The sequence below is a fragment of the Pseudaminobacter soli (ex Li et al. 2025) genome (genome assembly GCF_029892515.1).
Taxonomy (GTDB): Bacteria; Pseudomonadota; Alphaproteobacteria; order Rhizobiales; family Rhizobiaceae; genus Pseudaminobacter; species Pseudaminobacter soli_A.
The window spans coordinates 1,196,974-1,222,305 of the sequence record NZ_JARXVF010000001.1 but is presented as its reverse complement, the minus strand read 5'-3'; the positions used below and the strand labels follow the sequence as shown (position 1 = coordinate 1,222,305).

General features: G+C 62.8%; 26 protein-coding genes. 15 read left to right on the top strand and 11 right to left on the bottom strand.

What is annotated here, in order from left to right:
• Nucleotides 1-2 precede the first annotated feature (2 nt).
• From M2281_RS05745 to M2281_RS05735, 3 genes are read right to left on the bottom strand one after another with little or no spacing between them, the layout of a single operon-like run.
• The gene (locus tag M2281_RS05745; protein ID WP_280821129.1) at nt 3-1,010 is read right to left on the bottom strand and encodes an ABC transporter permease subunit; all 1,008 of its coding nucleotides are present in this window, start codon (nt 1,008-1,010) and stop codon (nt 3-5) included.
• A gap of 57 nt (nt 1,011-1,067) precedes the next feature.
• Nucleotides 1,068-2,663 (bottom strand): ABC transporter substrate-binding protein, encoded by a 1,596-nt coding sequence (locus M2281_RS05740; RefSeq protein ID WP_280820120.1) that lies wholly within the window; start codon nt 2,661-2,663, stop codon nt 1,068-1,070.
• Nucleotides 2,660-3,475, bottom strand: a complete 816-nt coding sequence (locus M2281_RS05735) for a hypothetical protein (protein ID WP_280821183.1) — start codon at nt 3,473-3,475, stop codon at nt 2,660-2,662. Before M2281_RS05735 ends, M2281_RS05740 begins: the two co-directional genes overlap by 4 nt.
• On the opposite strand from M2281_RS05735, the gene M2281_RS05730 reads away from it, so the two are divergent.
• Nucleotides 3,465-5,165, top strand: a complete 1,701-nt coding sequence (locus tag M2281_RS05730) for a long-chain fatty acid--CoA ligase (protein WP_425537673.1) — start codon at nt 3,465-3,467, stop codon at nt 5,163-5,165. The genes M2281_RS05735 and M2281_RS05730 overlap by 11 nt on opposite strands.
• 41 nt (nt 5,166-5,206) lie before the next feature.
• Here M2281_RS05730 and M2281_RS05725 read toward each other — a convergent pair whose 3' ends face one another.
• Genes M2281_RS05725 through pgi form a run of 5 tightly spaced genes read right to left on the bottom strand, consistent with a single transcriptional unit; the run spans nt 5,207 to nt 8,818 of the window.
• Nucleotides 5,207-5,626 (bottom strand): hypothetical protein, encoded by a 420-nt coding sequence (locus tag M2281_RS05725; RefSeq protein ID WP_280820119.1) that lies wholly within the window; start codon nt 5,624-5,626, stop codon nt 5,207-5,209.
• Nucleotides 5,572-5,985 carry a glutamate racemase gene (locus M2281_RS05720; protein WP_280820118.1) on the bottom strand — a complete coding sequence of 138 codons (414 nt, stop codon included), beginning with the start codon at nt 5,983-5,985 and terminating at the stop codon, nt 5,572-5,574. The genes M2281_RS05725 and M2281_RS05720 overlap by 55 nt, the downstream gene beginning before the upstream one ends.
• A complete protein-coding gene (locus M2281_RS05715; RefSeq protein ID WP_280820117.1) occupies nt 5,986-6,450 on the bottom strand; it encodes a GNAT family N-acetyltransferase in 465 nt (154 codons plus the stop codon). It abuts the gene before it with no gap.
• A 7-nt stretch (nt 6,451-6,457) separates the two neighbouring features.
• Nucleotides 6,458-7,165: an HAD family hydrolase gene (locus M2281_RS05710; RefSeq protein WP_280820116.1), complete on the bottom strand. Its 708-nt coding sequence runs from the start codon at nt 7,163-7,165 to the stop codon at nt 6,458-6,460.
• A gap of 6 nt (nt 7,166-7,171) precedes the next feature.
• Nucleotides 7,172-8,818 carry a glucose-6-phosphate isomerase gene (gene pgi, locus M2281_RS05705; RefSeq protein WP_425537672.1) on the bottom strand — a complete coding sequence of 549 codons (1,647 nt, stop codon included), beginning with the start codon at nt 8,816-8,818 and terminating at the stop codon, nt 7,172-7,174.
• A gap of 262 nt (nt 8,819-9,080) precedes the next feature.
• Here pgi and M2281_RS05700 point away from each other — a divergent pair, with 262 nt between their 5' ends.
• Nucleotides 9,081-10,571 (top strand): PLP-dependent aminotransferase family protein, encoded by a 1,491-nt coding sequence (locus M2281_RS05700; RefSeq protein ID WP_280820114.1) that lies wholly within the window; start codon nt 9,081-9,083, stop codon nt 10,569-10,571.
• A 208-nt stretch (nt 10,572-10,779) separates the two neighbouring features.
• Complete coding sequence (locus tag M2281_RS05695; protein WP_280820113.1) at nt 10,780-12,369, top strand: trimethylamine methyltransferase family protein; 1,590 nt, start codon at nt 10,780-10,782, stop codon at nt 12,367-12,369.
• Nucleotides 12,370-12,426: 57 nt separating this feature from the next.
• On the opposite strand, the gene M2281_RS05690 is transcribed toward M2281_RS05695, so the two are convergent.
• Nucleotides 12,427-12,816 carry a DUF930 domain-containing protein gene (locus M2281_RS05690; RefSeq protein WP_280820112.1) on the bottom strand — a complete coding sequence of 130 codons (390 nt, stop codon included), beginning with the start codon at nt 12,814-12,816 and terminating at the stop codon, nt 12,427-12,429.
• A 129-nt stretch (nt 12,817-12,945) separates the two neighbouring features.
• On the opposite strand from M2281_RS05690, the gene M2281_RS05685 reads away from it, so the two are divergent.
• On the top strand, nt 12,946-13,209 hold the full coding sequence (locus M2281_RS05685; protein WP_280820111.1) for a PepSY domain-containing protein: 264 nt from the start codon (nt 12,946-12,948) through the stop codon (nt 13,207-13,209).
• A 155-nt stretch (nt 13,210-13,364) separates the two neighbouring features.
• Here the strand turns inward: M2281_RS05685 and M2281_RS05680 are convergent, their stop codons facing one another.
• On the bottom strand, nt 13,365-13,574 hold the full coding sequence (locus tag M2281_RS05680; RefSeq protein WP_280820110.1) for a hypothetical protein: 210 nt from the start codon (nt 13,572-13,574) through the stop codon (nt 13,365-13,367).
• Between the two features lie 326 nt (nt 13,575-13,900).
• Between M2281_RS05680 and M2281_RS05675 the strand changes: the two genes are divergently transcribed.
• From M2281_RS05675 to M2281_RS05655, 5 genes are all read left to right on the top strand, one after another.
• A complete protein-coding gene (locus M2281_RS05675; RefSeq protein ID WP_280820109.1) occupies nt 13,901-15,001 on the top strand; it encodes an FAD-dependent oxidoreductase in 1,101 nt (366 codons plus the stop codon).
• Nucleotides 15,002-15,261: 260 nt separating this feature from the next.
• A complete protein-coding gene (locus M2281_RS05670) occupies nt 15,262-15,705 on the top strand; it encodes a DUF3775 domain-containing protein (RefSeq protein WP_280820108.1) in 444 nt (147 codons plus the stop codon).
• Between the two features lie 106 nt (nt 15,706-15,811).
• The gene (locus M2281_RS05665; RefSeq protein ID WP_280820107.1) at nt 15,812-16,471 is read left to right on the top strand and encodes a phosphoribosyltransferase; all 660 of its coding nucleotides are present in this window, start codon (nt 15,812-15,814) and stop codon (nt 16,469-16,471) included.
• A 10-nt stretch (nt 16,472-16,481) separates the two neighbouring features.
• Complete coding sequence (locus tag M2281_RS05660; RefSeq protein WP_280820106.1) at nt 16,482-16,928, top strand: pyridoxamine 5'-phosphate oxidase family protein; 447 nt, start codon at nt 16,482-16,484, stop codon at nt 16,926-16,928.
• A gap of 186 nt (nt 16,929-17,114) precedes the next feature.
• Nucleotides 17,115-17,762 (top strand): universal stress protein, encoded by a 648-nt coding sequence (locus M2281_RS05655; RefSeq protein ID WP_280821127.1) that lies wholly within the window; start codon nt 17,115-17,117, stop codon nt 17,760-17,762.
• Nucleotides 17,763-17,765: 3 nt separating this feature from the next.
• On the opposite strand, the gene M2281_RS05650 is transcribed toward M2281_RS05655, so the two are convergent.
• Nucleotides 17,766-18,611: a helix-turn-helix transcriptional regulator gene (locus M2281_RS05650; RefSeq protein WP_280820105.1), complete on the bottom strand. Its 846-nt coding sequence runs from the start codon at nt 18,609-18,611 to the stop codon at nt 17,766-17,768.
• A gap of 201 nt (nt 18,612-18,812) precedes the next feature.
• On the opposite strand from M2281_RS05650, the gene M2281_RS05645 reads away from it, so the two are divergent.
• From M2281_RS05645 to M2281_RS05620, 6 genes are all read left to right on the top strand, one after another.
• Complete coding sequence (locus tag M2281_RS05645; RefSeq protein WP_342394245.1) at nt 18,813-19,934, top strand: ABC transporter ATP-binding protein; 1,122 nt, start codon at nt 18,813-18,815, stop codon at nt 19,932-19,934.
• Nucleotides 19,935-19,978: 44 nt separating this feature from the next.
• A complete protein-coding gene (locus tag M2281_RS05640) occupies nt 19,979-21,148 on the top strand; it encodes a spermidine/putrescine ABC transporter substrate-binding protein (RefSeq protein ID WP_280820104.1) in 1,170 nt (389 codons plus the stop codon).
• A 20-nt stretch (nt 21,149-21,168) separates the two neighbouring features.
• Nucleotides 21,169-22,050 (top strand): ABC transporter permease, encoded by an 882-nt coding sequence (locus M2281_RS05635; RefSeq protein WP_280820103.1) that lies wholly within the window; start codon nt 21,169-21,171, stop codon nt 22,048-22,050.
• A 17-nt stretch (nt 22,051-22,067) separates the two neighbouring features.
• Entirely contained in the window at nt 22,068-22,898 is an 831-nt protein-coding gene (locus M2281_RS05630) for an ABC transporter permease (RefSeq protein ID WP_280820102.1), read from the top strand.
• A gap of 43 nt (nt 22,899-22,941) precedes the next feature.
• Nucleotides 22,942-23,703, top strand: a complete 762-nt coding sequence (locus M2281_RS05625) for an SDR family NAD(P)-dependent oxidoreductase (RefSeq protein WP_280820101.1) — start codon at nt 22,942-22,944, stop codon at nt 23,701-23,703.
• A 401-nt stretch (nt 23,704-24,104) separates the two neighbouring features.
• Nucleotides 24,105-25,331, top strand: coding sequence for an efflux RND transporter periplasmic adaptor subunit (locus tag M2281_RS05620; RefSeq protein WP_342394244.1), 1,227 nt, complete (start codon nt 24,105-24,107; stop codon nt 25,329-25,331).
• Nucleotide 25,332: the final 1 nt, after the last annotated feature.

Genomic DNA, 25,332 nt, shown 5'->3' with positions numbered 1-25,332 from the left:
CCTCACTGCACGCGGATACGCGGGTTGATCACGGCGTAGAGGAGATCGACGACGAGGTTCACGGCCATGACGATGAGCGCGATCATAAGCAGGCCGCTCTGCACCACGACATAGTCGCGCTTGCCGATGGAATCGATCATCCACTTGCCGATGCCCGGCCAGGAGAAGATGGTTTCGGTGAGGATCGCGCCCGCCATCAGCGTGCCGACCTGCAGGCCGATGGTGGTCACCACCGGGATCAGCGCATTGCGGAACGCATGCATGCCGATAACGCGGCGCGGGGAAAGGCCCTTGGCGCGCGCAGTGCGCACATAGTCCTCGCCCAGCACTTCCAGCATTGCCGAGCGCGTCTGGCGCGCAATGACGGCAAGCGGGATGGTGGCCAGCACGATCGCCGGCAGGATCAGGTGACTGACGGCAGACGAGAAGGCGCCCTTCTTGCCCGAGATCAGGCTGTCGATCAGCATGAAGCCGGTATGGGGCGGGAAGAAGTATTGCAGGCCGATGCGGCCGGAAACCGGCGTCCAGCCCAGCGTGCCGGAGAAGAAGATGATGAGCAGCAGGCCCCACCAGAAGATCGGCATGGAATAGCCGGTCAGGGCGGCGCCCATGGTGAGCTGGTCGAACCAGGAGCCGCGCTTGACGGCCGCGAAGATGCCGGCGGGAATGCCGATCAGGACCGCCAGCAGCATGGCAACGGTCGCAAGCTCCAGCGTGGCCGGAAACAGCGTCAGGAATTCACCCAGCACCGGCCGCTTCGTGGCGAGCGAGACGCCGAAATCGCCGTGCAGGACGCCGTTGATGTAGTCGAAATACTGGACCCAGATCGGGCGGTTGTAGCCGAAGCGTTCAAGCAGCTCGGCGTAGCGTTGAGGGCTGACGCCGCGTTCCCCGGCCATGGCCAGGATCGGGTCGCCGGGCAGCAGACGCACGAAGGCGAAGGCGGCGAGTGAGATGCCGACGATCGTCGGAACGATCAGGGCGATTTTGTTGAGGATATAGCGGAACATGGTTCTGGCGATGGCAAGATGGCGCCCCTGGAGGGGCGCCATCCCCATTCGCTTTTCTTATTCGGCGATGTCGACGCCGTCGAAACGATGGATGCCGAGCGGATCCATCTCGAAGCCCGAGACGTTCTTAGTCATGGGCATGAAGACCTTCGAGTGCGCGATGGTCAGCCACGGAGCTTCACGCTTGAAGACTTCCTGGGCCTTTTCGTAGATCTTGGTGCGTTCGGCCTGGTCAGTGGTCTTCTTGCCAGCCTGCAGCAGATCTTCGAATTCCTTGTTGCACCAGATGGCGTAGTTGGACTGGCCGATGGCCTCGCAGCCCAGCAGGAACAGGAAGTTGTCCGGGTCGCCGTTGTCGCCGGTCCAGCCGAGCTGGAAGGCGCCGTCGCGGTCGTTGGCCTTGCCGCGGGTGCGGTACTCGGTCCACTCGTAGCTGACGATCTCGGCCTTGACGCCAACCTTGGCGTAGTCGGCCTGGATCATCTCGGCAACGCGCTGGGCGTTCGGGTTGTACGGACGGCTGACCGGCATGGCCCAGATCTTCATCGAGAGATCCTTGACGCCGGCTTCCTCGAGCATCTTCTTGGCCGCTTCCGGATCGTACGGATCGTCCTTGATGTCCTTGTTGTAGCCCCACATCGTCGGCGGGATCGGGTTGACGGCCGCCTGGCCGGCGCCCTGGTAGACCGCGTCGATGATGGCCTGCTTGTTGACCGACATGTTGAGGGCCCTGCGGACCTCGGCCTTGTCGAACGGCGCCACGGTGGTGTTGTAGGCCATGTAGCCGATGTTCAGGCCTTCCTGCTCGGCAACGTGCAGGTTTTCGTCAGCCTGCAGGCCGGCGATGTCGGCCGGAGCAGGGTAGGACATGATGTTGCACTCGCCGGCCTTCAGCTTCTGCGCGCGCACTGCCGGATCGGGAGTGATTGCGAAGATCAGGTCGTCGATCTTCTGGCGGCCGCCGAAATAGCCGTCCCAGGCCGCGTAACGGATGACCGAGTCAACCTGGTAGTCGACGAACTGGAAGGGACCGGTGCCGACCGGCTTCTGGGTGAACTGCTGCAGGTTGCCGGCCTTTTCGAGCTGGTCTGCATATTCCTTCGACACGATCGAGGCGAAGTCCATGCCCAGGTCAGGCAGGAAGGCGACTTCCGGCTTGTTCAGAACGAACTTGACGGTCAGGTCGTCGACCTTGACGATTTCCTTGAGCAGGTCCGGGAAGCCCATGCCGGTGAAGTATTCCCAGCCGGTGCCCGGCAGGTAGGCGTACCAGGGGCTTTCCTTCTTCCACTGACGCTCGAACGAGAAGATCACGTCGTCGGCGTTCAGGTCACGCGACGGGGTGAAGTAATCGGTCGTCTGGAACTTGACGCCCGGACGCAGCTTGAAGGTGTATTCGAGGCCGTCGTCCGAAACGGTCCAGCTTTCGGCCAGACCCGGCGTGATGCTGGTCTTGCCGTGTTCGAATTCGACCAGGCGCGAGTAGATCGTGCGCGAGGACGCGTCGAAATCGTTGCCGCCGCTCCACGGCGACGGGTCAAAGCCTGCCGGCGACGCTTCAGAGCAATAAACAAGCGTTTTCGCATTCGCTGCCACACCGCCCAGTGCGGTTGCAGCTGCCAGAGCAGCTGCAAAAGTCAGCTTCTTTATCATTGAACACTCCCTGTCATGAATCCAAGCCCCTCTAACAGGCTTCGAGCCCGCATATAAGCATCGTTTTTTCGGCTTTGGAACTCCTGTTTGATAGTCATTGGACCAGTAGAACAAAATTTCATTGTTCTTGCCGGCAGAGTCATATTGTTTCGATTTGAGTGGTGTTTGCGAAATAGATCCCGTGGAAACGACAAAACTGCGTGACTTTGCGTCTCGCCATCCTGGGTGCCAAAACCACCGGACGTAACGGAAGATGGCATGATCAAAGCCGGCTCTGCTTGATGTCTTGCCGAGGTCAGGAGTGGTTGACGTAGGGGCAAGACTTGCACCTCTGAGCCCTGTGACAATACATTGAAGTCGTGGCGGTTTTTTGCTCGAAGTATCGCGTGGAGGAGACTGGGGGCGAGGCGAGGGGCATCGAGCCGCCAGGCGTGTGCCGGCAACCGGAAACGACAAAGAGCAGCATCAGCGAGGGAGGCGTGTATGGCCAAGGCGACCAGCAAAGCGACCAAGGCGCAGCCGAACGGACATGCGGCAACAGAGCCCGCAAACACGTCGTCGGCCGCTAAGGCCGCTCCCACGAAGAAGAAAGCCTCTTCGAACGCTGCTGCCGTGAAGACGACGCCGGCCGCCGAAAAGCCGGCCGAGGCCAGGAAGTCCACAAAGGCCGCGCCGATTGACGAAAAGGCGGCCAGGGCCAAAAAGCCGGTGAAGGCAGCTCCGGCCAAGGCCAAGCCTGCCGCCAAAGAATCCAAAACCGCAGAAAAGGTGAATGCCGTGGCAGAGCCTGCCAAAGAGCCCGTGACCAGCAAGCCCGACGGGGCCACCTCGGCGTGTGAAGCGCGGCCGTGGCTGACAAGCTACCCCGACAATGTGCCGGCTGAAATCGAGCCGCTCGAGTTCAAGTCGATCGGCGATCTTCTGGTCGCGTCCTCCAAGAAATATGCCACCCGCCCGGCCTTCACCTGTATGGGCAAGACCACCACCTTTGCCGAACTGGAGCGCCAGTCGGCGGCATTCGGCGCCTATCTGCAGTCGAAGGGGCTGACGCAGGGCGCTCGCGTGGCGCTGATGATGCCGAACGTACTGCAATATCCGGTCGCGCTGCTCGGCGTGCTGCGCGCCGGCTACACGGTGGTGAACGTCAATCCGCTCTACACGCCGCGCGAACTCGAGCACCAGCTTCGGGATTCCGGCGCGGAAGCCATCGTCATCCTCGAGAATTTTGCGACCACCTTGCAGGCGATCGTCGCGAAGACGCCGGTCAAGCATGTCGTCGTCGCGTCGATGGGTGACATGCTCGGCCTCAAGGGCTTGCTGGTCAATCTGGTGGTGCGGCGCGTCAAGAAGATGGTGCCTGACTGGTCGCTGCCCGGACACGTCAAGTTTCCGGTGGCGCTGAAGGAAGGCGCGGCGCGCACCTTCAAGCCGGCGCGGGTCGACGGCAACGACATCGCCTTCCTGCAATATACCGGCGGCACAACGGGCGTCTCGAAGGGCGCGATCCTGCTTCACCGCAACGTGCTGGCCAATGTCGCGCAGAACATGCTGTGGATGGAGACGGCCTTCGTGAAGAAGCCGCGCCCGGAGATGCTGACCTTCGTCTGCGCGCTGCCGCTCTACCACATATACGCGCTGACGGTGAACGCGCTGATGGGCATGCAGCAGGGCGGGCACAATATCCTGATCCCCAATCCGCGTGACATACCCGGCTTCGTCAAGGAGCTGGCGAAGTACCCGATCAATATCTTCCCGGGGCTCAACACGCTGTTCAACGCGCTGCTCAACAATGAGGACTTCCGCAAGCTCGACTTCAAGCCGCTGCTCCTGACCTTCGGCGGCGGCATGGCCGTGCAGCGCGCGGTCGCCGAGCGTTGGAAGAAGTTGACCGGCATTACAATCTCGGAGGGCTACGGCCTGTCGGAGACATCGCCGGTGGCGACCGCCAACCGCTTCGACGCGGAAGAATTTTCGGGCACCATCGGCCTCCCGATCCCCTCGACTGAGGTTTCGATCCGCGACGAGGACGGCAAGGAAGTTCCGCTCGGCGAAGTCGGCGAAATCTGCATTCGCGGCCCCCAGGTCATGGCCGGCTACTGGAACCGCCCGGACGAGACCGCCAAGGCGATGACCTCGGACGGCTTCTTCAAGACCGGCGACATGGGCTTCATGAACGAGGCCGGCTACACCAAGATCGTCGACCGCAAGAAGGACATGATCCTGGTCTCGGGCTTCAACGTCTATCCGAACGAGCTCGAGGATGTCGTGGCCCGGCATCCGGGCGTGCTCGAGGTCGCGGCAGTCGGCGTGCCGGACGAGCATTCGGGCGAAGTGCCCAAGCTGTTCATCGTTAAGAAGGACCCGAACCTCACGGCCGAGGACATCATGGCCTTCTGCCGCGAGAACCTGACCGGCTACAAGCGCCCGCGCCACATCGAATTCCGCACCGAGCTGCCGAAAACCAATGTCGGCAAGATCCTCAGGCGCGAGCTGCGGGGGTGATCGTCCTGACCGAACGGCCCTCGTCAGTGGGCCGTTCGCTTCTAGTCTAGGGTCACTGCCTCAAGCGGAATGTCGACGCCGATCGAGTTCAGCATTGCCTGGAGCGATTTCAGATCGAAGCGGGGGCTTTCGGTCACCAGGCCGCGAACGATCCCGTTTCCCTCGTGACCCGCAGCAAGGCCAGAGACGATGTCTTTTGCGGGATCGAGAAAGATGCCGTCGGGCTGAGCCGCGCTAAAGAAGCCAGCCAGCCATGGCAGATGCGTGCTGGACAATGTGAACACGTCGATCAGCGGATGCTCGCGAGCCAGGTCCGACATGAAATGTGAGACGCGGTCCTGAGTCCCGATCGGATCGAACAGGAAGGAGCCGTCCTCCACCAGATCGACCAGGGGAGAAGCATTGATCAGAGCGACATTGGCCGGGTCGCACTGATGCCTTCCGACGTACTCGCGTAGCATCGGAACTGCACCCCCATGATGCCAACTTGGCCGGTGCGTGACAGGCCGAGTGCCTTCTGCAACGGAGGAAACACTCCGAACAGCGGAATGGTGGCATCTTCGCGCAGTTCGTCCAGCACCATGATCGATGGGGCATTGGAAGCGATCACTATCGCGCAAGGACCGTAAGTTCCGAGGACCGCGATTGTCCCACGCATGATGGACAGAAGTTCGGACCGGCTTTTGCTCCCGTAGGGAAAGCTGGCCCGGTCCGCCAGGTAGAGAATGTCCTGCCGCGGAAATGCCTTCTGTATTTCGGCAACGATCGCATAGCTTCCGATACCTGCGTCGAAGACGGCAACGGGGCGATGCAGGCCCAACTAGCCCTCCCGTTTCGGCAGTCGCCGCGTCTCGAAACCGGTCTTGGTCTGCTCGAAGCCGACGCTTTGGTAGAAGCCGAGCGTGGCCGGGTTTTTCGATCCGGTGAGCAGCATCACCTTGTAGCAGTCGAGTTCCCAGGCTTTGGCGATTGCCGCTTCGAGGACGGCCTTGCCATATCCGCGCCCGCGATGCTCGGCATGGGTGACGACATTCTCGATCAGCGCGTATGGAACGCCGCCCCGGGTCAGGTTCGGCACTACGATCAGCGTGCAGGTGGAAACCGGCGCGCCGTCCTGTACGCCAACATAGATCGCGCTGCCGTCATAGCGCGAAAAGCGTTCCCAGATGTGAGCGGCCTGCTCGGCGTCGAGGTCGTATTCGTCCGGGATGAGATGCCGGTAGAGATCGAGCAACGCGGCAAGATCGTTCCGCGTTGCCGTCCGGATCGAGAGGCCGTTTGCCATGGGCCGGTCAGGCCGAGCCGAGGAATTCCGGCAGGTCGGCCACCGAGTCCAAAATCACGTCGGCCATCGGCGCCAGCGTCTCGCGCGTGCCCGTGCCGGACAGCACGCCCACCACGAGCCCCGCGCCGCCGGCGCGTGCCATTTCGAGGTCGTGGCGGTTGTCGCCCACCATGGCGATCTCGGAAGTCTTCAGCCCGGTGAGGTCGGCAAAGGCGTGGATGGCATCCGGCGCCGGCTTGGGGTTGGCGACCGCATCGTAGCCATAGGCCGCGTCGAACATCTGCGCGATGCCGAGCGCCAGAAGCGTCTTTTCGGCGCCGCTGGTGGAGTCGTTGGTGGCGACACCCAGCCGGAAGCCCTGGCCATGCAGGGCGGCTACGGCGTCCTTGCTGCCGGGCAGGGCCACCGAGGCGGCCGCGCCTTCCTCGGCGGTGATGGTGTTGAAGCCGGCGGTGATCGTCTGGCGCTCGGTCTCGTTGGCCTCCGGATACCAGAGCTCGACGATCTCGGCATTGGTGCCGGCGGCAAAGACGGAGTCGGCCTTGAAGCAATGATTGGCGAAATCATAGCCGGCTACTTCGAGCAGCGTATTCGCCTTTTCGCGGTCGCCGCCCGCCGCCGTCAGTGCCATCACGTCGCCAATGGCGAACCAGGTTTTCTGAAAATCCACCAGTGTCCCGTCCTTGTCGAACAGGATTGCCTTTATGCCACGCAAATCCGTCTACTCCCCTCTGAGCTGGTGGATATGGCGCACCAATCCGGCGGTCGAGGCGTCGCTGCGGGCGGCATCTTCCGTTCCCTCCACGACAGGCAGGAGGGCGGTAGCCAGCTCCTTGCCGAGCTCGACGCCCCACTGGTCGAAGGAGTTGATGTTATAGAGCGTGCCTTCGACGAACACGCGGTGCTCGTAGAGCGCGATCAGCCGGCCGAGCGTGCGCGGGTCGAGCAGGCGGTAGAGGATCGTGATCGACGGCCGGTTGCCGGGGAACACGCGGTGCGGCGCGATGCGGTCGACTTCTTCGAGCGGCATGCCCTTGGTCAGCATCTGCCGCCGCGCCTCTTCCAGCGTGCGGCCCTTCATCAGCGCCTCGGACTGCGCAAGGCAGTTGGCCAGCAGCAGGTCGTGCTGATGTTTCAGGTCCGGTTCATGCCCTTCGGCGGCAGCCAGGAACTCGACGGGAATGATGTCGGTGCCCTGGTGCAGCAGCTGGAAGAAGGCGTGCTGGCCGTTGGTGCCGGGCTCGCCCCAGACGAGCGGGCCAGTCGGCGTCGCGGCCTTCTGGCCGCCGAGCGTCACCTGCTTGCCGTTCGATTCCATGTCGAGCTGCTGCAGATAGGCCGGCAGCCGCGCCAGGCGCTGGTCGTAAGGAATGACGGCGCGGGCGGGGTAGCCGCAGACGACGCGGTGATAGTAGCCGATCAGCCCCATCACCACCGGGATGTTCTTGAGTAGCGGCGCCGCGGCAAAATGGTTGTCCATTTCGTGGGCGCCGGCGAGGAATTCGGCAAAATGCTTCGGCCCGACCGCGAGCATGATCGGCAGGCCGATCGCCGACCACAGCGAATAACGGCCGCCCACCCAGTCCCAGAAGCCGAAGACGCGATCGGGCGCAATGCCGAAGGCAGCGACCTTGTCGAGCGCGGTCGAAACGGCGGCGAAGTGCTTGCCCACCGCCTCCTTGCCGAGCGCCTGCTCCACCCATTTGCGGGCGGTCTCGGCATTGGTCATGGTCTCAACGGTGGTGAAGGTCTTCGAGGCGACGATGAATAGCGTCGTTTCCGGCGAAAGGTCCTTTAGCGTGTCGTGGATATGCGCGCCGTCGATATTGGAGACGAAATGCGAGCGCGGCCCGTCGTGATAGGGCGTGAGCGCCAGCGTCGCCATGACGGGGCCGAGGTCGGAGCCGCCGATGCCGATATTGACGACATCGGTGATGCGCTTCCCGGTCGCGCCGGTGGCCGTGCCCGAGCGGATTGCATCCGAGAATGCGCCCATGGCTGCGAGCACTGCGCGCACATCGGGCATCACGTCCTTGCCGTCCACGATCACCTTGGCGTCTGGCCCGGCACGCAATGCCGTGTGCAGCACGGCGCGGTCTTCGGTGATGTTGATCTTCTTGCCCGAAAGCATTGCGTCGCGCCGCTCCGGCAGCTTGGCTACCAGCGCCAGCTTTTCAAGCAGATGCATGGTCGTGGTGGTGACGGCGCATTTCGACCAGTCGAACAACAGGTCGCCGTCGGTGAGCGAGAACTTGGCAAAACGCTGCGGGTCGGCCTTGAAGGCCTCGCGCATATTGGTCGGGGTTTCTTCCCGGTCTTCGCGAAGCGCCGTCAGTGCGGCATGAAAAGGGGCTTCGGTCACTGCCATTCTCCAGTTTTCGGCCTTCAGGCGGGCGAGCTTAGCAGAGCTAGGGTAACATGGAGAGAGTGTGACGGGCTTGTGCCTCGGAAAATTTCAATCGATTTGATATTGTGGATTTCGATTTTGTGAGCTTGGCTCACGCGAGCATAGATCACTGGCATAAATCCTAGCGATTAGAAAAATTCATTGGCGCAACCCTTTGGACCACGGATACGCTCGACTGGTCCAAAGAAGACAAAAATATAGCGCCTGCCCGAGGAAATGCTTCATGCCACAGAGAAACGATTCGGCCATCTGGTCGGGACTGTTCAGGATTTCTGCGGAATCGGGCCAGACGCTTCAGGCGCAAATCCGTCAGGCAATCGTCGCCGCCATCCTCGACCGCCAGATCGCCGCTTCCATGCCGCTGCCCTCCTGCCGCATCCTGGCCGAGAAGCTCGGCGTGGCACGTGGCACCGTGGTGCTGGCCTTCCAGCAGCTTGTCGATCAGGGCTTTCTCGTGGCGCGCGAGCGGCGCGGCCACTTCGTCAATCCCGAGGTGCTGGCAACGCCGGCCAAGCCGCAGCAGAAGTCAGCCGAGGCCAACGAGATCGACTGGAAAGCGCGTCGTCAGATCGCCGCGAGCGACATGCCGCGCCCGGCCAAGCTCGACAACTGGATCAAGTCTTCCTACCCCTTCGTCTATGGCCAGTTCGACCCGGCGCTGTTCCCCACGGCAGAATGGCGCGAGTGCAACCGCATGGCGCTGGCTGTGCTGGAAATCCGCAACTGGGCGGCCGACATGGTCGACCGCGACGACCCGCTGCTGATCGAGCAGATCCAGGCGCGGCTCCTGCCGCGGCGCGGCATCTTCGCCAATCCCGACGAGATCATCGTCACGCTGGGTGCGCAGAACGCGCTCTATATGCTGGCGTCGCTGTTGATGTCCAAGGGCACCAAGGTGGCCATGGAAGACCCCGGCTACCCCGACGCGCGCAGCATCTTCCGGCTGGCCGGCGCGGAGCTGCACCCCACGCCGGTGGACTCTGAGGGCATCGTGACCTCGGCAATCCCTTCGGATGCGGGCTTCGTGTTCGTGACGCCGAGCCATCACTGCCCGACCATGGTGTCGCTGAGCCCAGAGCGCCGCCAGGACCTTCTGGCCCGCGCCAGCCGCAACAACCAGATCATCATCGAGGACGGCTATGACAGCCAGTTGCTCGACGAGGCGCCGCAGCAGGCGCTGAAGAGCGTCGATCGCTCGGGCCGCGTCATCTATGTCGGCTCGATGTCGAAGACGCTCGCGCCGGGCCTGCGCCTTGGCTACATCGTTGCCTCGGCTGACCTGATTGCCGAGCTGCGCGCGCTGCGCCGCTTCATGCTGCGCCACCCGCCGGCAAACAACCAGCGCGCGGTGGCACTGTTCCTGTCGCTCGGCCATCACGAGGCGCTGGTGCGCCGCTTGTCGGCCGCCTTCGACGAACGCCGCAAGCGCCTGGTCCAGGCCATCGACGCCTTCCTGCCCGACTGGCGCCCGACGGATTCCGCCGGCGGCACCTCGCTTTGGTTGGAGGGACCGCGCGGCACGGATTCGCGCGGGCTGGCCGAAGCTGCCGCCTCGCGCAGCGTGCTTATCGAGCCGGGCGACCGCTTCTTCGACCATTCGGACAAGCCCTCGCGCTTCATGCGGCTCGGCTTCTCCTCGATCGCGCTGCAGCACATCGAGCCGGGTATTCGCGAACTTGCGACGGCCGCCGGCCGCCGTCCAGCGGCGGCCTGATCCAGGCCTCAAATAGTCTCGAAAACACGAAAACGGCCGGGCATCTGCCCGGCCGTTTTCGTTCGTTTTTCTGGACCATCTTACGGAAAATCGTGGCCCATACGCGAGGCCTAATATGGCGCGCATAGTCGCGACCTTAGGGGAACGGGCGACGTGACTGGAGGGACATCCGGCACGGGATGCCGACGAAAATGTGGAGGTTTTTGGCATGTCGACTGCTTTGGATGAGCGTGACGTGGCGGCGGCGGAGCAACACTCCCGCCGTTCTGGAGGGCGTGAGGCGCGCCGCGCATTGCGCTCGGCGCCCTTGGCCGACGATGTTCGGCCGATCCGGCCTGGCCTCGAGGGCGGCAGGTATAAGCCGTTGGGCCAGAACGAACTGGAGCGGATCCACGAAGCGGTTCTGGTCCTTCTTGAAACCGTCGGTTTCGCCAATGCCATTCCAAGTTGCATCGAGGCGCTGACCAGGGTTGGCGCGACCTATGGCCAGGACGGCCGCATTCGCTTCCCGCGCGAACTGGTTCTGTCGACCATCAAGACGGCCGCGCGCAACTTCACGCTCCATGGGCAGGACCCCAAGCACGACATGGTGATCCAGGGCACGCGCGTGCACTACGGCACCGCGGGTGCTGCCGTGCATGTCGTGGATGTCGAAAAGCGCGAATATCGCGAGTCCCTGCTGCAGGACATCTACGATGCTGCCCGCATCGTGGATCAGATGGACAACATCCACTTCTTCCAGCGGCCGATGGTGCCGCGCGATATCCCCGATCCGCTCGATATGGACTTCAACACGCTCTATGCCTGCGTGATGGGCACGTCCAAGCATGTCGGGACGTCCTTCACCGTCCGCGAGAACGTGGCGCCTGCGCTGGAAATGCTCTACGCGATCGCCGGAGGCGAGGAGAAATTCCGCGCCCGGCCGTTCGTTTCCAATTCGAACTGCTTCGTCGTGCCGCCGATGAAATTCGCCGAGGATGCGTGCGGCGTACTCGAGGAATGCGTCAAGGGCGGCATTCCGATCCTGCTGCTGTCGGCCGGTCAGGCCGGCGCGACCGCGCCCGCGGCAATCGCAGGCGCCGTGGTGCAGGCTGTGGCCGAAGTGCTGGCGGGCCTGGTCTATGTCAATGCGCTGAAGCCCGGCCATCCGGCAATCTTCGGCACGTGGCCCTTCGTGTCCGACCTGCGCACCGGCGCCATGTCGGGCGGCTCGGCCGAACAGGCGCTGCTGACGGCGGCCTGCGCCCAGATGGCCCAGTTCTACGATCTGCCCGGCGGTTCGGCCGCGGGCATGGCCGACTCGAAACTGCCCGATATCCAGTCCGGCTATGAAAAGGGCATCACCAATGTCATGGCCGGCCTGTCGGGCCTCAACCTTGTCTATGAATCGGCGGGCATGCATGCCTCGCTGCTCGGCTTCTGCCTGGAAAGCCTGATCATCGACAACGACATGCTCGGCCACTGCCAGCGCTGCGTGCGCGGCATCGAGGTCACCGACGAGGCGCTGTCGATCGATACGATCTCCGAGGTCTGCCTCAAGGGTCCCGGCCACTATCTCGGCAATGAGCAGACACTGAAGCTGATGCAGACCGAGTATTTCTACCCGGCCATCGGCGATCGTTTCAGCCCCAAGGAGTGGAACGAGAAAGGGCGGCCCGACATCGTGGCCCGCGCGATCGCCGCAAAGCGGAAGATCCTGGCCGAGAGTTTCCCGCGCCATGTGTCGCGCGCCCTCGACGACAAGCTGCGCGCGCGCTTCGAGAACATCCTGCTGCCGCGCAGCGGCATGGGCGGCTAGGGCAGGGGACTTGGCGAGCGGTCGGCCAGCCCGGCCGCCGCTTGCCTGCCGGCGGCGTCAGCGCCAGAGGTTGTATTTCGGCCAGTCGGCTTCGGTGATCTTGTCGCCGATCCGATAGCGGAACGACAGAACGTGCATGCGGTCGTCGGCCGTGCGGCAGCTATAGGAGAGGCGGTACCATTCCCCCTTGGCGCGAAAGGCCGCGCCGGGGCTCTCGATCGTATCGCCCTGGAGGGTCGGCGTCTTGATGGCATAGGCCACGACGCGATCGGGCTTGTAGGGATTTTTGTCGTGCCCGATACGGTCGAGCGCTTCGGCGTCGCAACGCTGTTCCAGGCGGGTGTCGGGGTCGAGTTTCAAAAGACCGGCCTTGAGGCGCGCGTCGAGCGCCCAGGCCGGTGCAGCGGCAACCAACAGGGCCGCTATCGTAAGCCAGAATTTCCTCATGGCGGCATGATCCACCATATTCGCGCCGGCAAATCAACCAACCATGAAACGCGCCAGGGTTGTCCGCCGGCGGAACCAAAGGCCGGATGGCCCGTTCTAATCCATTGCGATTTTGGAGAGGAAACCCCCATGGGCCGCCGCCAAATTGTCGGATCGTTGGTCGTGGCCCTCATGATGGTCGGCCACGCGCAGGCACAGACTTCGCCCGGAGTCCCCGCGGAGAATGCCATCAAGCTTTCCGAGATCATCGCTAAGGTCGAGAAGCGGCCGCAGTTCCGTTACCTCAGCGAAATCAGCTGGGAGACGGACGGCTATTACGACATCACCTATTACACCACGGACAAGGCCAAGGTGGAGATCAAGATCGATCCCAAGACCGGCGAGCCACGGTAGGATTTCCTTTCGCGAAGGTCTGTCCGGACCAGATGGCCCCGCCCGACGGATCGGCTGTTTGCGTGGCTTCCGCCCTCTAGTTCTTGAAGGTTCGGAGTCAAAAGACCCGCCGCGACTGAGGCGTGGCGGGTCTTTCGAATAGTCTTACGATCGCACTATGACAGCGTTGACAGATGACGCCTGAGCTCCGAGGCAAGGGCCGACCGATCGACCAGCCCGTCCTGGAATTTGCGTGTCAGGAATTTTGCCGCATTACGACTGAGTGCGGACGGTACTTCCTTGCGGAGACCGGCCTCGGCGAGCACTTGCTCGATCATCGTCATGTCAGAAGGTGTCAGATATTGCCTGCGACTGTCGGAAGACATCCCATCCTCCCCTATTGGGTTACGGTACTCAGAGACCCCCGACATCGGCAATTTCAAGCAAAACTACCGATAAACCGATAATGCACATTTTGGTGCTCAGCGTCTATGCTGACTTTCTCTTGATATAATCAATTGAGCGTTGATGGCATCTATCGTGTCTTTGATAAACGCAGGTCATTCTGGGGCGGCGACAATATAGGGTGGCGTCTTTTCTGTAGTAGGCCGGATGGCTCATTTTCCGTTGCAAAGGGCGGCAGGGCGATGGTGCAGGGATCGACCTTGAGCCGACTGCGTTATCGCGCATGTCATGAACCGGGATTGAACAGGTGGCACAGCAACAGGCCGACACCAAGATACTGATCGTCGGGGCCGGGCCAACCGGCCTCACTGCCGCGCTGGAACTGGCCCGGCGCGGCGTCACTCCGCGCATAATCGACCGGAAGGACGCGCCCACCCCGCTCAGCAAGGCAGTCGGCATCAGCCCACACAGCCTCGATGTCCTGGAGCCGTCGGGCATTTCGGAACGCCTGTTGGACAAGGGTCTCAGGATCCGTCACGTCCACTTCAGCGAAGAAGGTCGCGAACTCGGCGTGGTCTACATCTCTTCTCTCCCACATCGGTTCAATTTCCTGCTTTCACTGCCACAGCGGGATACAGAAACGATCATGGTCGGCAGGCTGGCCGAACTTGGGGTCGGAGTGGAATGGCGTTCGTCGCTTTACGGTCTCAAGGAAAGCGCCGAGGGGGTCGACGCAAGGATCGCGACGCCCGATGGCCAGGAGGAGGCGCGCTTCGATTTGGTATTCGGCGCCGACGGCGTCGACAGCGCCGTGCGAAAGGCTTTGGGGATCGAATTTCAGGGCTACACGCATAAGCGTGAATGGAGCATCGCCGACGCCGAGATTGCCGATTGGCCCTATGAGCCGCTTTCGGCCCAGGCCTTTCTGCACCGGAACGGCGACGTAGGCTTCATCATCCCCATTGAAGAAGGTCGTTTCCGCGCCGTCTCGAATACGGACGACGCCTTGGCCCGGATTCCTGGCAATTACCGGGTGACGGAGTTGCTGCGGACCGATCGCTTCCACATTCCGGCGCGGCAGGCGCAGCGCTACCAGACGAACCGCATCTTTCTGGGCGGCGACGCAGCGCACGCGCATTCGCCGGTGGGCGCGCGCGGCATGAACCTCGGCATCGAGGACTCCGCGTCCTTTGCGCGCCGCTTCTTCGACGGCACGCTGGCCGGCTACACCGCGGAGCGCTGGCCGATAGGAAAACGCTGGATCGCGCTCAGCGAGCGGATTCTGCGGACGGCCCAGACGACCAGCCCGACCGCGCAAACGTTCAGGAACCTGGCATTCTCGGTCATCGGCCGTTTTCCGGCACTGCAGCGCCCCTTCATCGAGCGCATCGCAGGGCTCAAGGAATAGAGCGGAAGCGCGAACCCACCCCGGGCGAAGGTGATCTCGCAGTTCTGGGTCTTGCACTGCTTGGGTTCGGGAACGTTTGTCTTGGCCGGCACTTATTAAATTGGAACGCGTCTCGCGCCGTCGCCACAGCGCAACGTTGTCATCGGTTCCCCGCTGGGGCTGCCCGCACTCACCGGATCTAAACCTGCAACGCTTGCGTCGGACGAGACGACGAGCCGGGCGCTTTGCGAATGCTGGCAACACGAAAAGGGCATCCGGGCATGAAACGCGGAATCGGAGCCGATGAAGAAGACGGGCCGGACTTGACGGTCCCGCTCAAGACGGTTTGCTTCATCATCATGAAGGCTCGGGAGTTCGACGCCAAGGAGGAGGTCTCAGAACCGGATCCGGGCTCCAACCCGACGGACGACGAGAATGTCGGGGTCTTGGAGGACCATCGGGACGATCCCGTGCAGGAGGAGTTGCTCTCCTTCATCTCCGACCTTTCCATCGACGAGCAGATCGACCTCGTGACCCTGATGTGGCTCGGCCGCGACGACTATGAGGCCAAAGACTGGGACGAAGTGCATCGACAGGCGGCCGAGGCTCACAACGAGCATACGGCCGAGTATCTGTGCGGCGAGCCCTTGGTCGCGGACTACCTGGCGGACGGTCTCGACATGATCGGCCTGTCCTGCAGCGACTACGAGAGCGGGCATTTGTGAAACTTCGTTAGGGCCGATTTTTGCGCCGCCTTGATCCGTATCAATGCGTGATGGCCCGAAGAAGAGTTGATAGAATTTGAGCGGTTAAGACAGGCGGATTGATGCCATGTTCCGCAATCGACAGGACGCGGGGCGTAGACTGGCAAGCGAGTTGGCCAAACTCGGCTTGGCCGATCCGATCGTGCTGGCGTTGCCGCGCGGCGGGGTGCCGGTCGGGGCTGAAATCGCGCTGGAGCTGAATGCCCCTCTCGATGTCGTCATCGTGCGGAAGATTGGAGCACCCGGCAACCCGGAGCTGGCCGTCGGGGCAATTGTCGACGGCAACCCGCCCGATATCGTGCTCAATCGCGACATCGTGGATGGATATGGCCTCGACGACGACGAGCTGCGCGTGCTGATCGACCGCCAGCGGCCAGAGCTGGAGCGGCGCAGGCTGGTCTATCGCGAGGGAAGGCAACCGCTATCGGTCGCGGGCAAGACCGCCATTCTGGTCGACGATGGCGCGGCCACGGGAGCGACGATGAAGGTGGCGCTCCGCTCGATGAGGCGGCGGTCGCCGCGCGAAACGATCGCCGCGCTGCCGGTTGCGCCGCCCGAAACCGTCATCGAACTCAGCCGGGAAGCCGACCGGGTGGTCTGCATTGGCCAGCCGGCGCACTTCCTGGCACTCGCATATCACTACCTGCATTTTCCCCAGCTCACGGACGAAGAGGTCATCGACCTCCTGAGGAAGTTCAGGCCGCAGGACATCGGATCGACGCAATAGGAGAGCCACTATGCATATCCGCACATTGTCGGGTTTCGAATGCACCGAGTTGCTTGCCGGCAATCGGGTCGCCTTCCTGGCTTGCGCGAAGGACGCTCAGCCTTACGTCGTCCCGATCCACTACGCCTATTCCGACGGCCACGTTTACGCCTTCTCGATGCCCGGCAAGAAGATCAAATGGATGAGGGCCAATCCGCGCGTTTCCATTTTCGTGGAGCAGCCGGGCAAGGGAAATGCATGGCGAAGCGTGGTGGCCGAGGGCCGCTTCGAGGAACTCCCGGACGAGATCGGCCACAAGGTCGTTCGCGAACATGCCTGGTCGGTGCTGAGCAAGCATTACGACTGGTGGGAGCCGGGAGCTTTCAAGCCGTATGACCAGCCGCTGACCGACCATTCGCCGCACATCTTCTTTCGCATTCTCGTTGAACAGATGTCGGGCCGGGAAGCCAAGGAATGATCCGTGGAGGTTGGGCAGCATGGAACCTGAAAGCGGTGGCATCAATCTGACCTGCTTGCTGGCCGGCATATCCGCGCAGCCGGATTTCGAAGGGACGCCGGCATTGAGATATGCCACGGCCCTTGCGGCCCGGGATGGCTTCGAGCTTTCAAGGCGCAACTCAGTTCGACCGCGGCTTTGGACTGGGTGGAGCGAGAGACGGCAAGGTCCGAGGAACTGTCGCTCTCGACCCGTCAGGCGGCCAGACTATTGATCGCCGAGGCTGGTGTCGAACTGGTCGCCGATAATGCGCCCGGGCGCGGTCCGGTTCCTTTCCTGCATGCAGCGCGCGTTCACGACCTGACCGTGCTCGATGCGGCTGGACCGGACGCCGCGCCGGCCCGGAACGCGATCGAAAGCGCGTTGTTCGACACGGGGCGTCCGCTGCTAATCATTCCGCCGCAAGGTGCCCAGCCTCCGCCTCGTCGCATCCTGATCGCCTGGGACGGAAGTGCGCGCTCGGCACGTGCCGTGAAGGAGGCGATGCCGTTTCTACGGCTTGCCGATAATGTGACGGCTCTGACGGTGACCGACGAAAAGGACTTGTCGCTGATGACGCCGGGCGCCGACCTGAAAGCCTATCTCGCGCGGCATGCCATAGGCTGCGAACTCGCAACCCTTTCGGGAAAGGCTGACAGTGCGGCCGTGCTGATCCGCAGCTTTGCCGCCAGCGAAGCCATGGACATGCTGGTCATGGGCGCATTCGTCCATTCCCGCTTGCGGCAAGCCATATTGGGCGGTGTCACCACATCGTTCCTCGACGATTGTCCGCTGCCGCTGCTAACGGCGCACTGAGCCCTAGCCGGCGCTGATCGGCGATTGCATGAAGATGGAAAACAGCTCGCGCTGCGAGGAGATGCGCATCTTGGCGTAGACGTTCTTGCGGTGGATGCGCACGGTGCCTGCGGAGATGCCGAGGATGTTGGAGATCGACTCCGACGAATGCCCCTGCAGCACCAGGCCAACAACTTCCGTCTCCCTGGGCGTCAGCGCCGGCATGCCCAGCCGCGCAAGCGCGTCCTGCACGGTGCGCCGCAGTACCTCCTTCTCATCCTGCACGGGTTTTGCCGCTTTCAGCCTCGGGTCGGTTCGCCAGTGGGCCTCGGCGATCTTTCCAAGAAGCGGCTCGACGCAGCGAAGCGTGCGCAATTCGCGCGAGGAAAAAGCCGGCTGGCTGTGCCTGCGCATTAGCGATGTCACGATCGTCCAGCTTTCATTGCCGGGAATGAACATGGCGACCTCGTCTACCGGGCCGGTCTGCACATAATAGGAGCGGTAGTATTCGCTCTTGTAGAATTGGTCGGGCGCCACGTCGCCCAGGCGAAAGATGCCCGATCTCATCCCGTCGAGGGATGCCTTGTAGAGCGGGTCCAGGAAATAGGGCCCGACCTCATATTCGGTGACGTGGATGGCATACTGCTCCGGCGGGAAGGTGTGGTGCAGGCACAGCGGCACATCGGGGCCGTTATAGGCAAAGGTGACCGTGTAATCGAATTGCGTCAGATGCCTGAGTGTGGCGGCCAGCGCATCGGAAAAACCCTCTTCTCCAACCTGCGAGACCAGTTCGCCCAGCTGCACATACCATTGCGGCTGCAGGAGAAAGTTGTTGGCCGAAGTGCCGCCTGCCTTCGTCTCTTTCGCCATCCCTAGCCCCCTATCTCACAAGCAATATGCACCCAAGGTTATACCAAATGGGAAATATCCCATCCAGCGCCATTATCAGTAGAAATTAGCTCATTGGAGGGATATGTTGCGTCGGGCGGAAATTCGTATCGAATACCGACAACGGAGCATATACCGGCCAGGGCTTGCGCGAGCGCCCGGGCCGTAATTCGGGGGAGCAGAGTGTCCGATCTCGGATCAGTGCCGGATATCGAGTTTCGATCGGCATCTAAGCATTATGGCGGGGTTGCCGCAGTCGAGAAGTTCGATCTGGTCGTCGAGGCCGGCACGTTTTTGTCGATTCTCGGTCCGTCCGGCAGTGGCAAGACCACCTCGCTCAGGCTGATTGCGGGCTTCGAGCAGCCCACCAGCGGCGACATCCTCATTCGCGGCAAGTCGGTCACCGACGTACCACCTTACCGGCGCGCGGTGAACATGGTGTTCCAGCACTACGCGCTGTTCCCGCATATGACGGTCGCGCAGAATATCGCCTATGGCCTGCGCAACCAGCGGCCGCGCCTCGACAAGGCCGAAATCACCCGCCGCGTCGGCGAAGCGCTCGAGCTGGTGCAGCTGCCGGGCTTCGGCGATCGCCGCATCTTCCAGATGTCGGGCGGGCAGCAGCAGCGCGTGGCGCTGGCGCGCGCGCTCGTCAATCGGCCCAATGTGCTGTTGCTTGACGAGCCGCTCGCCGCGCTCGATCGCAAGCTGCGCGAGGACATGCAGCACGAGCTGCAGAGCCTGCAGCGCGAACTCGGCATCACCTTCGTTCTGGTCACGCACGACCAGGAGGAGGCCATGTCGATGAGCGATGTGGTCTGCCTGATGAACAAGGGGCGCATCGTCCAGAAGGGCTCGGCGCAGGAGCTTTACGACCGTCCGGCGGACGCATTCGTTGCGGGTTTCGTCGGCAAGTCCAACCTCATTGCAGGCCCCGCGGCAGCAGCCGACGGCAAGACCGCCAGCATCGTGATGGATGGCATCGGCCGTCTGAGCGGACAGCTCACCAATCAGGCAGGACCGCTCGCGGCCGGCCAGGACGTCACGCTCTCGGTGCGGCCGGAGATCGTGGCCGTCGTGCCATCGACGCAGACGCTGGGCGAAGAGCTCGACATCCGCCTGGAGGGCCGTGTCGTCAACAGGATCTTCCTCGGCGACCTCACCGAATATCGAATCCATCATCCTGTCCTGGGCAACGTGCTGGCTCGCCGTTCCCGGCAGGCGGATGGAAGCGCCAGCTCCTTCGAGAAGGGCGATGTGGTCGCCTTCGGCTGGAGATCGGCGGACGTGCTGGCGGTGTCCTGAGAAGATTTTTTCTACGGGTTCGCAAAAACACAGGGAGGAAGACAATGGCCGATTATGAGGATGCTGGCGCAGGCGTGTTCCCGCGCAAGAAGTTCATGGACTTGCTGAAAAGCTATCAGCGCGGATCGATTTCCCGACGCCATTTCCTGGGCGTGACCGGGCTCGGTGCTGCAACGGTGGCGCTGGGCGGCGCAATGCCGGGCCTGTTCACCCGGCCGGCCTTCGCCGAGGGCGATCTGGGCAACCAGCTGTCGATCGCGACCTGGCCGAACTATCACAACCCCGACGTGCTGCAGGAATTCACCGAAAAGACCGGTGTTGCGGTCGACGTCAACGTCTTCGGCTCCAACGAAGAGATGCTGGCCAAGCTCCAGGCGGGCAGCGCCGGCTGGAGCCTGTTTGTCGCCACCAACTACACCATCTCCACCTATCAGCAGCTGGGCTTCATCGAACAGCTCGAACTGGACAAGCTGTCCAATTACGACGCAGCCTCGCAGGCCCAGCGCTTTGCCAATGAGGGCATGGTCGATGGCGTGGTCTACGCCATTCCGAAGCACTGGGGCACCACCGGCTTCATCCTGAACACCGCCCATGTCGATCCGACGATCGTCACCTGGAAGGAGTTCTGGGACCGTGCGATGACCGACTACACCGGCCGCGCCATCGTCCACGACTACCAGCTCACCGCCATCGGCATGGCGCTGAAATACTACGGCTATTCGTTCAACTCGGTGGATACCAACGAGCTGGCCAAGGCCGAAGAGCTGCTGATGAAGGCCAAGCCGCATCTGTTCGGCATCACCAGCGACTACCAGCCGCCGCTGCGCAATGGCGATGCCTGGATGTCGCTGTGCTGGGTGGGCGACGCCAAGCAGCTCAACCGCGACGACCCGAACATGCACTATGTGCTGGGTGCCGAAGGCGGCGAGATCTGGACCGACTTCTTCGTCATCCCGAAGGATGCACCGCATCGCGAGGCGGCCTACGCCTTTCTCAACTTCCTGCTCGATCCGGCCATCCAGGTGCGCGAAGCCGAAGTGGCTGGCTATCCGCTGACGGACAAGCGGGCGGTTGCACTGCAGCCGGCCGAGGTGGTTAACGACCCGATCCTGAACCCGGCGGCCGAACTTCTGTCGGCTCTGGAATTCGGCGCGGCGGTGACGCTGACCGATCCGAACCGCGCCGAGATCATCGCGCGCTTCAAGTCGGCGTAAGCAATCGGAAGGCCGTGGCGATGACAGCCGCTCTCGCGACATCGAACGAAGGCAGGCGAAAGTCCGTCGTCACGGCGCTGCTTCTGGCGCCCACGGCCCTCTGGTTCTTCGTGCTTCTTCTCCTGCCCATGCTGGTGATCATCGTCTTCAGCCTGGGCGAGCGCGGACCTGTGGGCGGCTATCAGGCCGCCCTTACCCTCAAGCAATATGCCAGCCTGGGCTCCAGGCTGGCAGCTTTCAAGAACACGATCATGCTGGCGCCGACGGGCACGCTGATCTCCGTGCTGGTCGCCTATCCGTTGGCCTATTACCTGGCCGTGAAAGTGTCGCCGCGCTGGCGATACGGGTTGCTCGTGCTCGTGGTGCTGCCGTTCTGGACCAGCCTTCTGGTGCGCACCTATGCCTGGATGTTCATCCTGAGCGGCAAGGGGCTGCCCGCGCTTCTGGCTGCAATCGGCTTTCCCGAAATCCAGATGATCAACACGCCTTTCGCTGTGCTGCTGGGCATCGTTTACGCCTACATGCCGCTGATGGTGCTGCCGATCTTCGTCAGCCTCGAGAAGCTCGACAAACGCCTGCTCGATGCGGCGGCCGATCTGGGCAGCTCGCCTCTGCGCAGCTTCCTGACGGTGACGCTGCCGCTCTCGCTGCCCGGCGTGGTCACCGGCTCGCTGCTGGTCTTCATCCTGCTGATGGGCGAATTCCTCATCCCCTCGCTTTTGGGCGGCGGCAAGATCTTCTTCATCGGCAATGCGCTGGTCGATCTCTTCCTGCAGTCGCGCAACTGGCCCCTTGGGGCAGCCATGTCGCTGACGCTGGTGATCGTCATGCTCGTACTGATCACGCTCTATGTCCGCCTCACCATGGCGGCGAGCGCCGGCAAATCCAGCACCTTGCCGTGACTTGAAGGAAAAGCAGGATGCGCATCTACGCCTGGCTGGTCTATTTCTTCCTCTATGTGCCGATCGCCGTCATCGTAGTGTTCAGCTTCAATTCGGGGCGCTACGCGGCGGATTTCCAGGGCTTCAGCTTCGCCTGGTACGGCCGCGCTTTGGCCAATCCCTTCGTCACCAAGGCGCTGGCCAACAGCCTGATCGTGGCGAGCGTCACGGCGGTGCTGTCGGTGATCCTTGGCACCACGGCGGCACTTGCCCTCGAGCGGCTTCGGGGAAAGCTGCGGGCCGTGTTCGACAGCCTGATCTATGTCGCCATCATGGTGCCGGGTGTGGTGATCGGCATCGCGACGCTGGTGGCACTGGCCAGCATGTTCGACGCTCTCAACAGCCTTATGGCCTCGCTGTGGCCGGTTGCTTGGGGCAGCGTACCGCGCGCGGGGCTGGGTTACGGCTCGATCATTGCCGCCCACACGCTCTATACGCTGTCGCTGGTCATCCTGGTGGTGCGCTCGCGTCTGGTCGGCATGGACCATTCGCTGGTGGAGGCCTCGGCCGATCTCTATTCGACGCCGTTCAACACCTTCCGCACGATCACGCTGCCGCAGCTTCTGCCGGCAATCGCGGCGGGCTTCCTGTTGAGCTTCACCTTCAGCTTCGACGACTTCATCATCGCCTTCTTCGTTGCCGGGCCCAACACGACGCTGCCCATCTTCGTCTTCTCGTCGATCAGGCGCGGCGTCACGCCGGAGATCAACGCCATCGGCACGATGATCCTCGCCATTTCAATGCTCCTCTTGTTCACGGTGCAGGTCCTGCTCCGCGACAAGCGCAAGGGCGATGCGGCCGCGGCCTGACGGAAAACACGTCACGATACCTCACGTAGGGAGACAATCGATAATGTTGCTGAAAGATCGGGTCGCGGTGATCACCGGGGCGGCCTCGGGGATCGGTCGCGCCGGCGCAAAGCGCCTGGGCAGGGAAGGGGCAATCGTCGTCGTCACGGATCGTGACGTGGCGGCGGGCGAAGCGGCGGCCGAGGAAATCCGCGCCGCCGGCGGCCGGGCCGACTTCCTGCGGGTCGACGTGTCGGTGGACGACGATCTCAAGAAGATGATCGACTTCGCCATCGAGCAGCACGGCCGCATCGACATCCTGCACAACCATGCCGGCGTCCAGATCAACGGGACGCTTGAGGAAGTCAGCCCGGACGGCATGGATATTTCCTACCGGCTCAACACCCGCGCGCACTTCTTCGCGGCCAAGCTGGCCGTGCCCCATATGCGCGCCCAGGGCGGCGGCGTCATCATCAACACGGCGTCCAATTCCGGCGTGTTCCTGGATACGGGCATGCTGGCCTACATCACCTCCAAGGCGGCGACCATCATGATGACCAAACAGATGGCGCTGGACTATGGCAAGGACAACATCCGCGTCAACGCGCTGTGCCCCGGCTTCGTCGACACCCCCTTCAACGACCCCTACATGGCGCAGATGGGCGGCCGCGAAGCGCTGGAGCGCTACGTCGAAAAGACCATTCCGCTCGGCCGCTGGGCGACGGTGGAAGAGATCGCGGAATCGATCCTCTATCTGGCCTGCGACCACTCGGCCTTCATGACCGGCCACGCGCTGGTGATCGACGGCGGCGAAAGCATCGCCTGATCCTGCCGCGAGCGCTGGCTCGTGAAGCGTACGACCAAGAACCTCCAACTGCACTGGAGGTTCGCTGTCCTGAATTCCCCCTGCGCCTCAGACGCTTGACCACACTGCGCGCTGTTTGACAACGCAGGCCTCCCTCCTAGTTAGCCTGAGAGGAGCGCAGTTTTTCTCTGCGCGGGAGCGGCATGGCATGCCGGTCCGGCAAAGCGATTTTAGGCCTTCGCGCCCCGAATTTGGTTGAAACGGGATTTTTGACGCCGACTTGGCAGGGGAAATCCAGGGACTTCAGATGACAGCGGGTCGTCCGTCCAAAAGTGCCGATCCGAGGCCAAAGCCTCCGTAGGCCGACCATGGACATGTCCGAACCGTTTCGACGGCCTTGGGCCGTGCACGGGAGACGCCCCATGGTCAGCTTTTGCAACCGCCGTCTTCTACGCTTTCACCCGGCAAGCCGGGGCCTGAGCGGCCGTGCTCGGATCGTGGCCTTCCTGGCGATGCTCGCGATTGCCCCGCTGCTGGCATCCTGCGGCAAAGAGGGTGCGGACCAGAACAAGGCAGCTGCGCCGGCGCCACCGACGCCGGTCGGCGTCATCGAGGTGGCCGAGCACCCGACCAACCCAGGACATTCTTTCGTCGGGCGCGTCGAGGCCATCGACAATGTCAGCCTGATCGCCCGGGTGGACAGCTTCCTCAACAAGCGCGCCTATACCGAAGGTCAGGCCGTCAAGGCGGGCGACCTGCTTTTCGTTCTCGAAAAGAATACCTTTCAGGCTTCGGTGGATTCGGCACAGGCCAATCTCGACAAGGCGCAGGCCGACGCCGCCAATCTGAAGATTCAGACGGAGCGCGCGCGAACGCTATTTCAGCAGAAGACCGGAACGCAGGCGGCGCTCGACAACGCCGTGGCCGCCGAAAAGCAGGGGCAGGCGGTGGTCGCGCAGGCCAAGGCCTCGCTCGAGCAGGCGCAGATAAATCTCGGCTATACCGAGATTCGTGCCCCCTTCGCCGGTCGCGTCAGCGCGGCCAATTTCAGTGTCGGGGCATTGGTCGGTCCGAGCGCCGGGCCGCTCGCGACCATCGTCAGCCAGGATCCGATCTATGTGACATTTCCCGTCAGCGACAGGATCATTCTTGAATTCACGGCAGGTGACCGCGCGAGCGCCACGACAGGCAATATCGCAGTACATCTGACGCTGTCGAACAACATGGTCTACCCGGAAGTCGGCGTCATCGACTACACCGGCATCAAGGTCGATCCCAATACGGACACGCTGACGGTTCGCGCCAAATTCCCCAATCCGAAGGACACGCTGCTGGACGGCCAGTTCGTCCGGATTCTCGCTGAAAGCAAGAAGCCCGTGGAGGCGCTGCTGGTTCCGCAAAAGGCGGTCCTGACAGATCAGAGCGGCAATTATGTGCTGACCGTGGGTGACGGCAACAAGGTCGTACAGCGCGCGGTCACACAGGGCCAGACTGTCGGAAGCGACGTGGTCATCCAGTCAGGCCTGAAGGCGGGTGACGTCGTCATCACCGATGGGCTGCAGCGCGTTCGTCCCGGTCAGGTGGTTGCGCCGCAACCGGTTACCGAAGCCGCGCCGGCTGCCCAGCCGGCCGAGCCTGCGGGGAAGTGAG

What these genes read in the sequence shown, in the direction of transcription:
- M2281_RS05745 (WP_280821129.1), bottom strand. Translation starts at nt 1,010, where the DNA reads ATGTTCCGCTATATCCTCAACAAAATCGCCCTGATCGTTCCGACGATC.
- M2281_RS05740 (WP_280820120.1), bottom strand. Translation starts at nt 2,663, where the DNA reads ATGATAAAGAAGCTGACTTTTGCAGCTGCTCTGGCAGCTGCAACCGCA.
- M2281_RS05725 (WP_280820119.1), bottom strand. Translation starts at nt 5,626, where the DNA reads ATGCTACGCGAGTACGTCGGAAGGCATCAGTGCGACCCGGCCAATGTC.
- M2281_RS05715 (WP_280820117.1), bottom strand. Translation starts at nt 6,450, where the DNA reads ATGGCAAACGGCCTCTCGATCCGGACGGCAACGCGGAACGATCTTGCC.
- pgi (WP_425537672.1), bottom strand. Translation starts at nt 8,818, where the DNA reads ATGGCAGTGACCGAAGCCCCTTTTCATGCCGCACTGACGGCGCTTCGC.
- M2281_RS05700 (WP_280820114.1), top strand. Translation starts at nt 9,081, where the DNA reads ATGCCACAGAGAAACGATTCGGCCATCTGGTCGGGACTGTTCAGGATT.
- M2281_RS05695 (WP_280820113.1), top strand. Translation starts at nt 10,780, where the DNA reads ATGTCGACTGCTTTGGATGAGCGTGACGTGGCGGCGGCGGAGCAACAC.
- M2281_RS05690 (WP_280820112.1), bottom strand. Translation starts at nt 12,816, where the DNA reads ATGAGGAAATTCTGGCTTACGATAGCGGCCCTGTTGGTTGCCGCTGCA.
- M2281_RS05685 (WP_280820111.1), top strand. Translation starts at nt 12,946, where the DNA reads ATGGGCCGCCGCCAAATTGTCGGATCGTTGGTCGTGGCCCTCATGATG.
- M2281_RS05680 (WP_280820110.1), bottom strand. Translation starts at nt 13,574, where the DNA reads ATGTCTTCCGACAGTCGCAGGCAATATCTGACACCTTCTGACATGACG.
- M2281_RS05670 (WP_280820108.1), top strand. Translation starts at nt 15,262, where the DNA reads ATGAAACGCGGAATCGGAGCCGATGAAGAAGACGGGCCGGACTTGACG.
- M2281_RS05665 (WP_280820107.1), top strand. Translation starts at nt 15,812, where the DNA reads ATGTTCCGCAATCGACAGGACGCGGGGCGTAGACTGGCAAGCGAGTTG.
- M2281_RS05660 (WP_280820106.1), top strand. Translation starts at nt 16,482, where the DNA reads ATGCATATCCGCACATTGTCGGGTTTCGAATGCACCGAGTTGCTTGCC.
- M2281_RS05650 (WP_280820105.1), bottom strand. Translation starts at nt 18,611, where the DNA reads ATGGCGAAAGAGACGAAGGCAGGCGGCACTTCGGCCAACAACTTTCTC.
- M2281_RS05640 (WP_280820104.1), top strand. Translation starts at nt 19,979, where the DNA reads ATGGCCGATTATGAGGATGCTGGCGCAGGCGTGTTCCCGCGCAAGAAG.
- M2281_RS05635 (WP_280820103.1), top strand. Translation starts at nt 21,169, where the DNA reads ATGACAGCCGCTCTCGCGACATCGAACGAAGGCAGGCGAAAGTCCGTC.
- M2281_RS05630 (WP_280820102.1), top strand. Translation starts at nt 22,068, where the DNA reads ATGCGCATCTACGCCTGGCTGGTCTATTTCTTCCTCTATGTGCCGATC.
- M2281_RS05625 (WP_280820101.1), top strand. Translation starts at nt 22,942, where the DNA reads ATGTTGCTGAAAGATCGGGTCGCGGTGATCACCGGGGCGGCCTCGGGG.
- M2281_RS05620 (WP_342394244.1), top strand. Translation starts at nt 24,105, where the DNA reads ATGGTCAGCTTTTGCAACCGCCGTCTTCTACGCTTTCACCCGGCAAGC.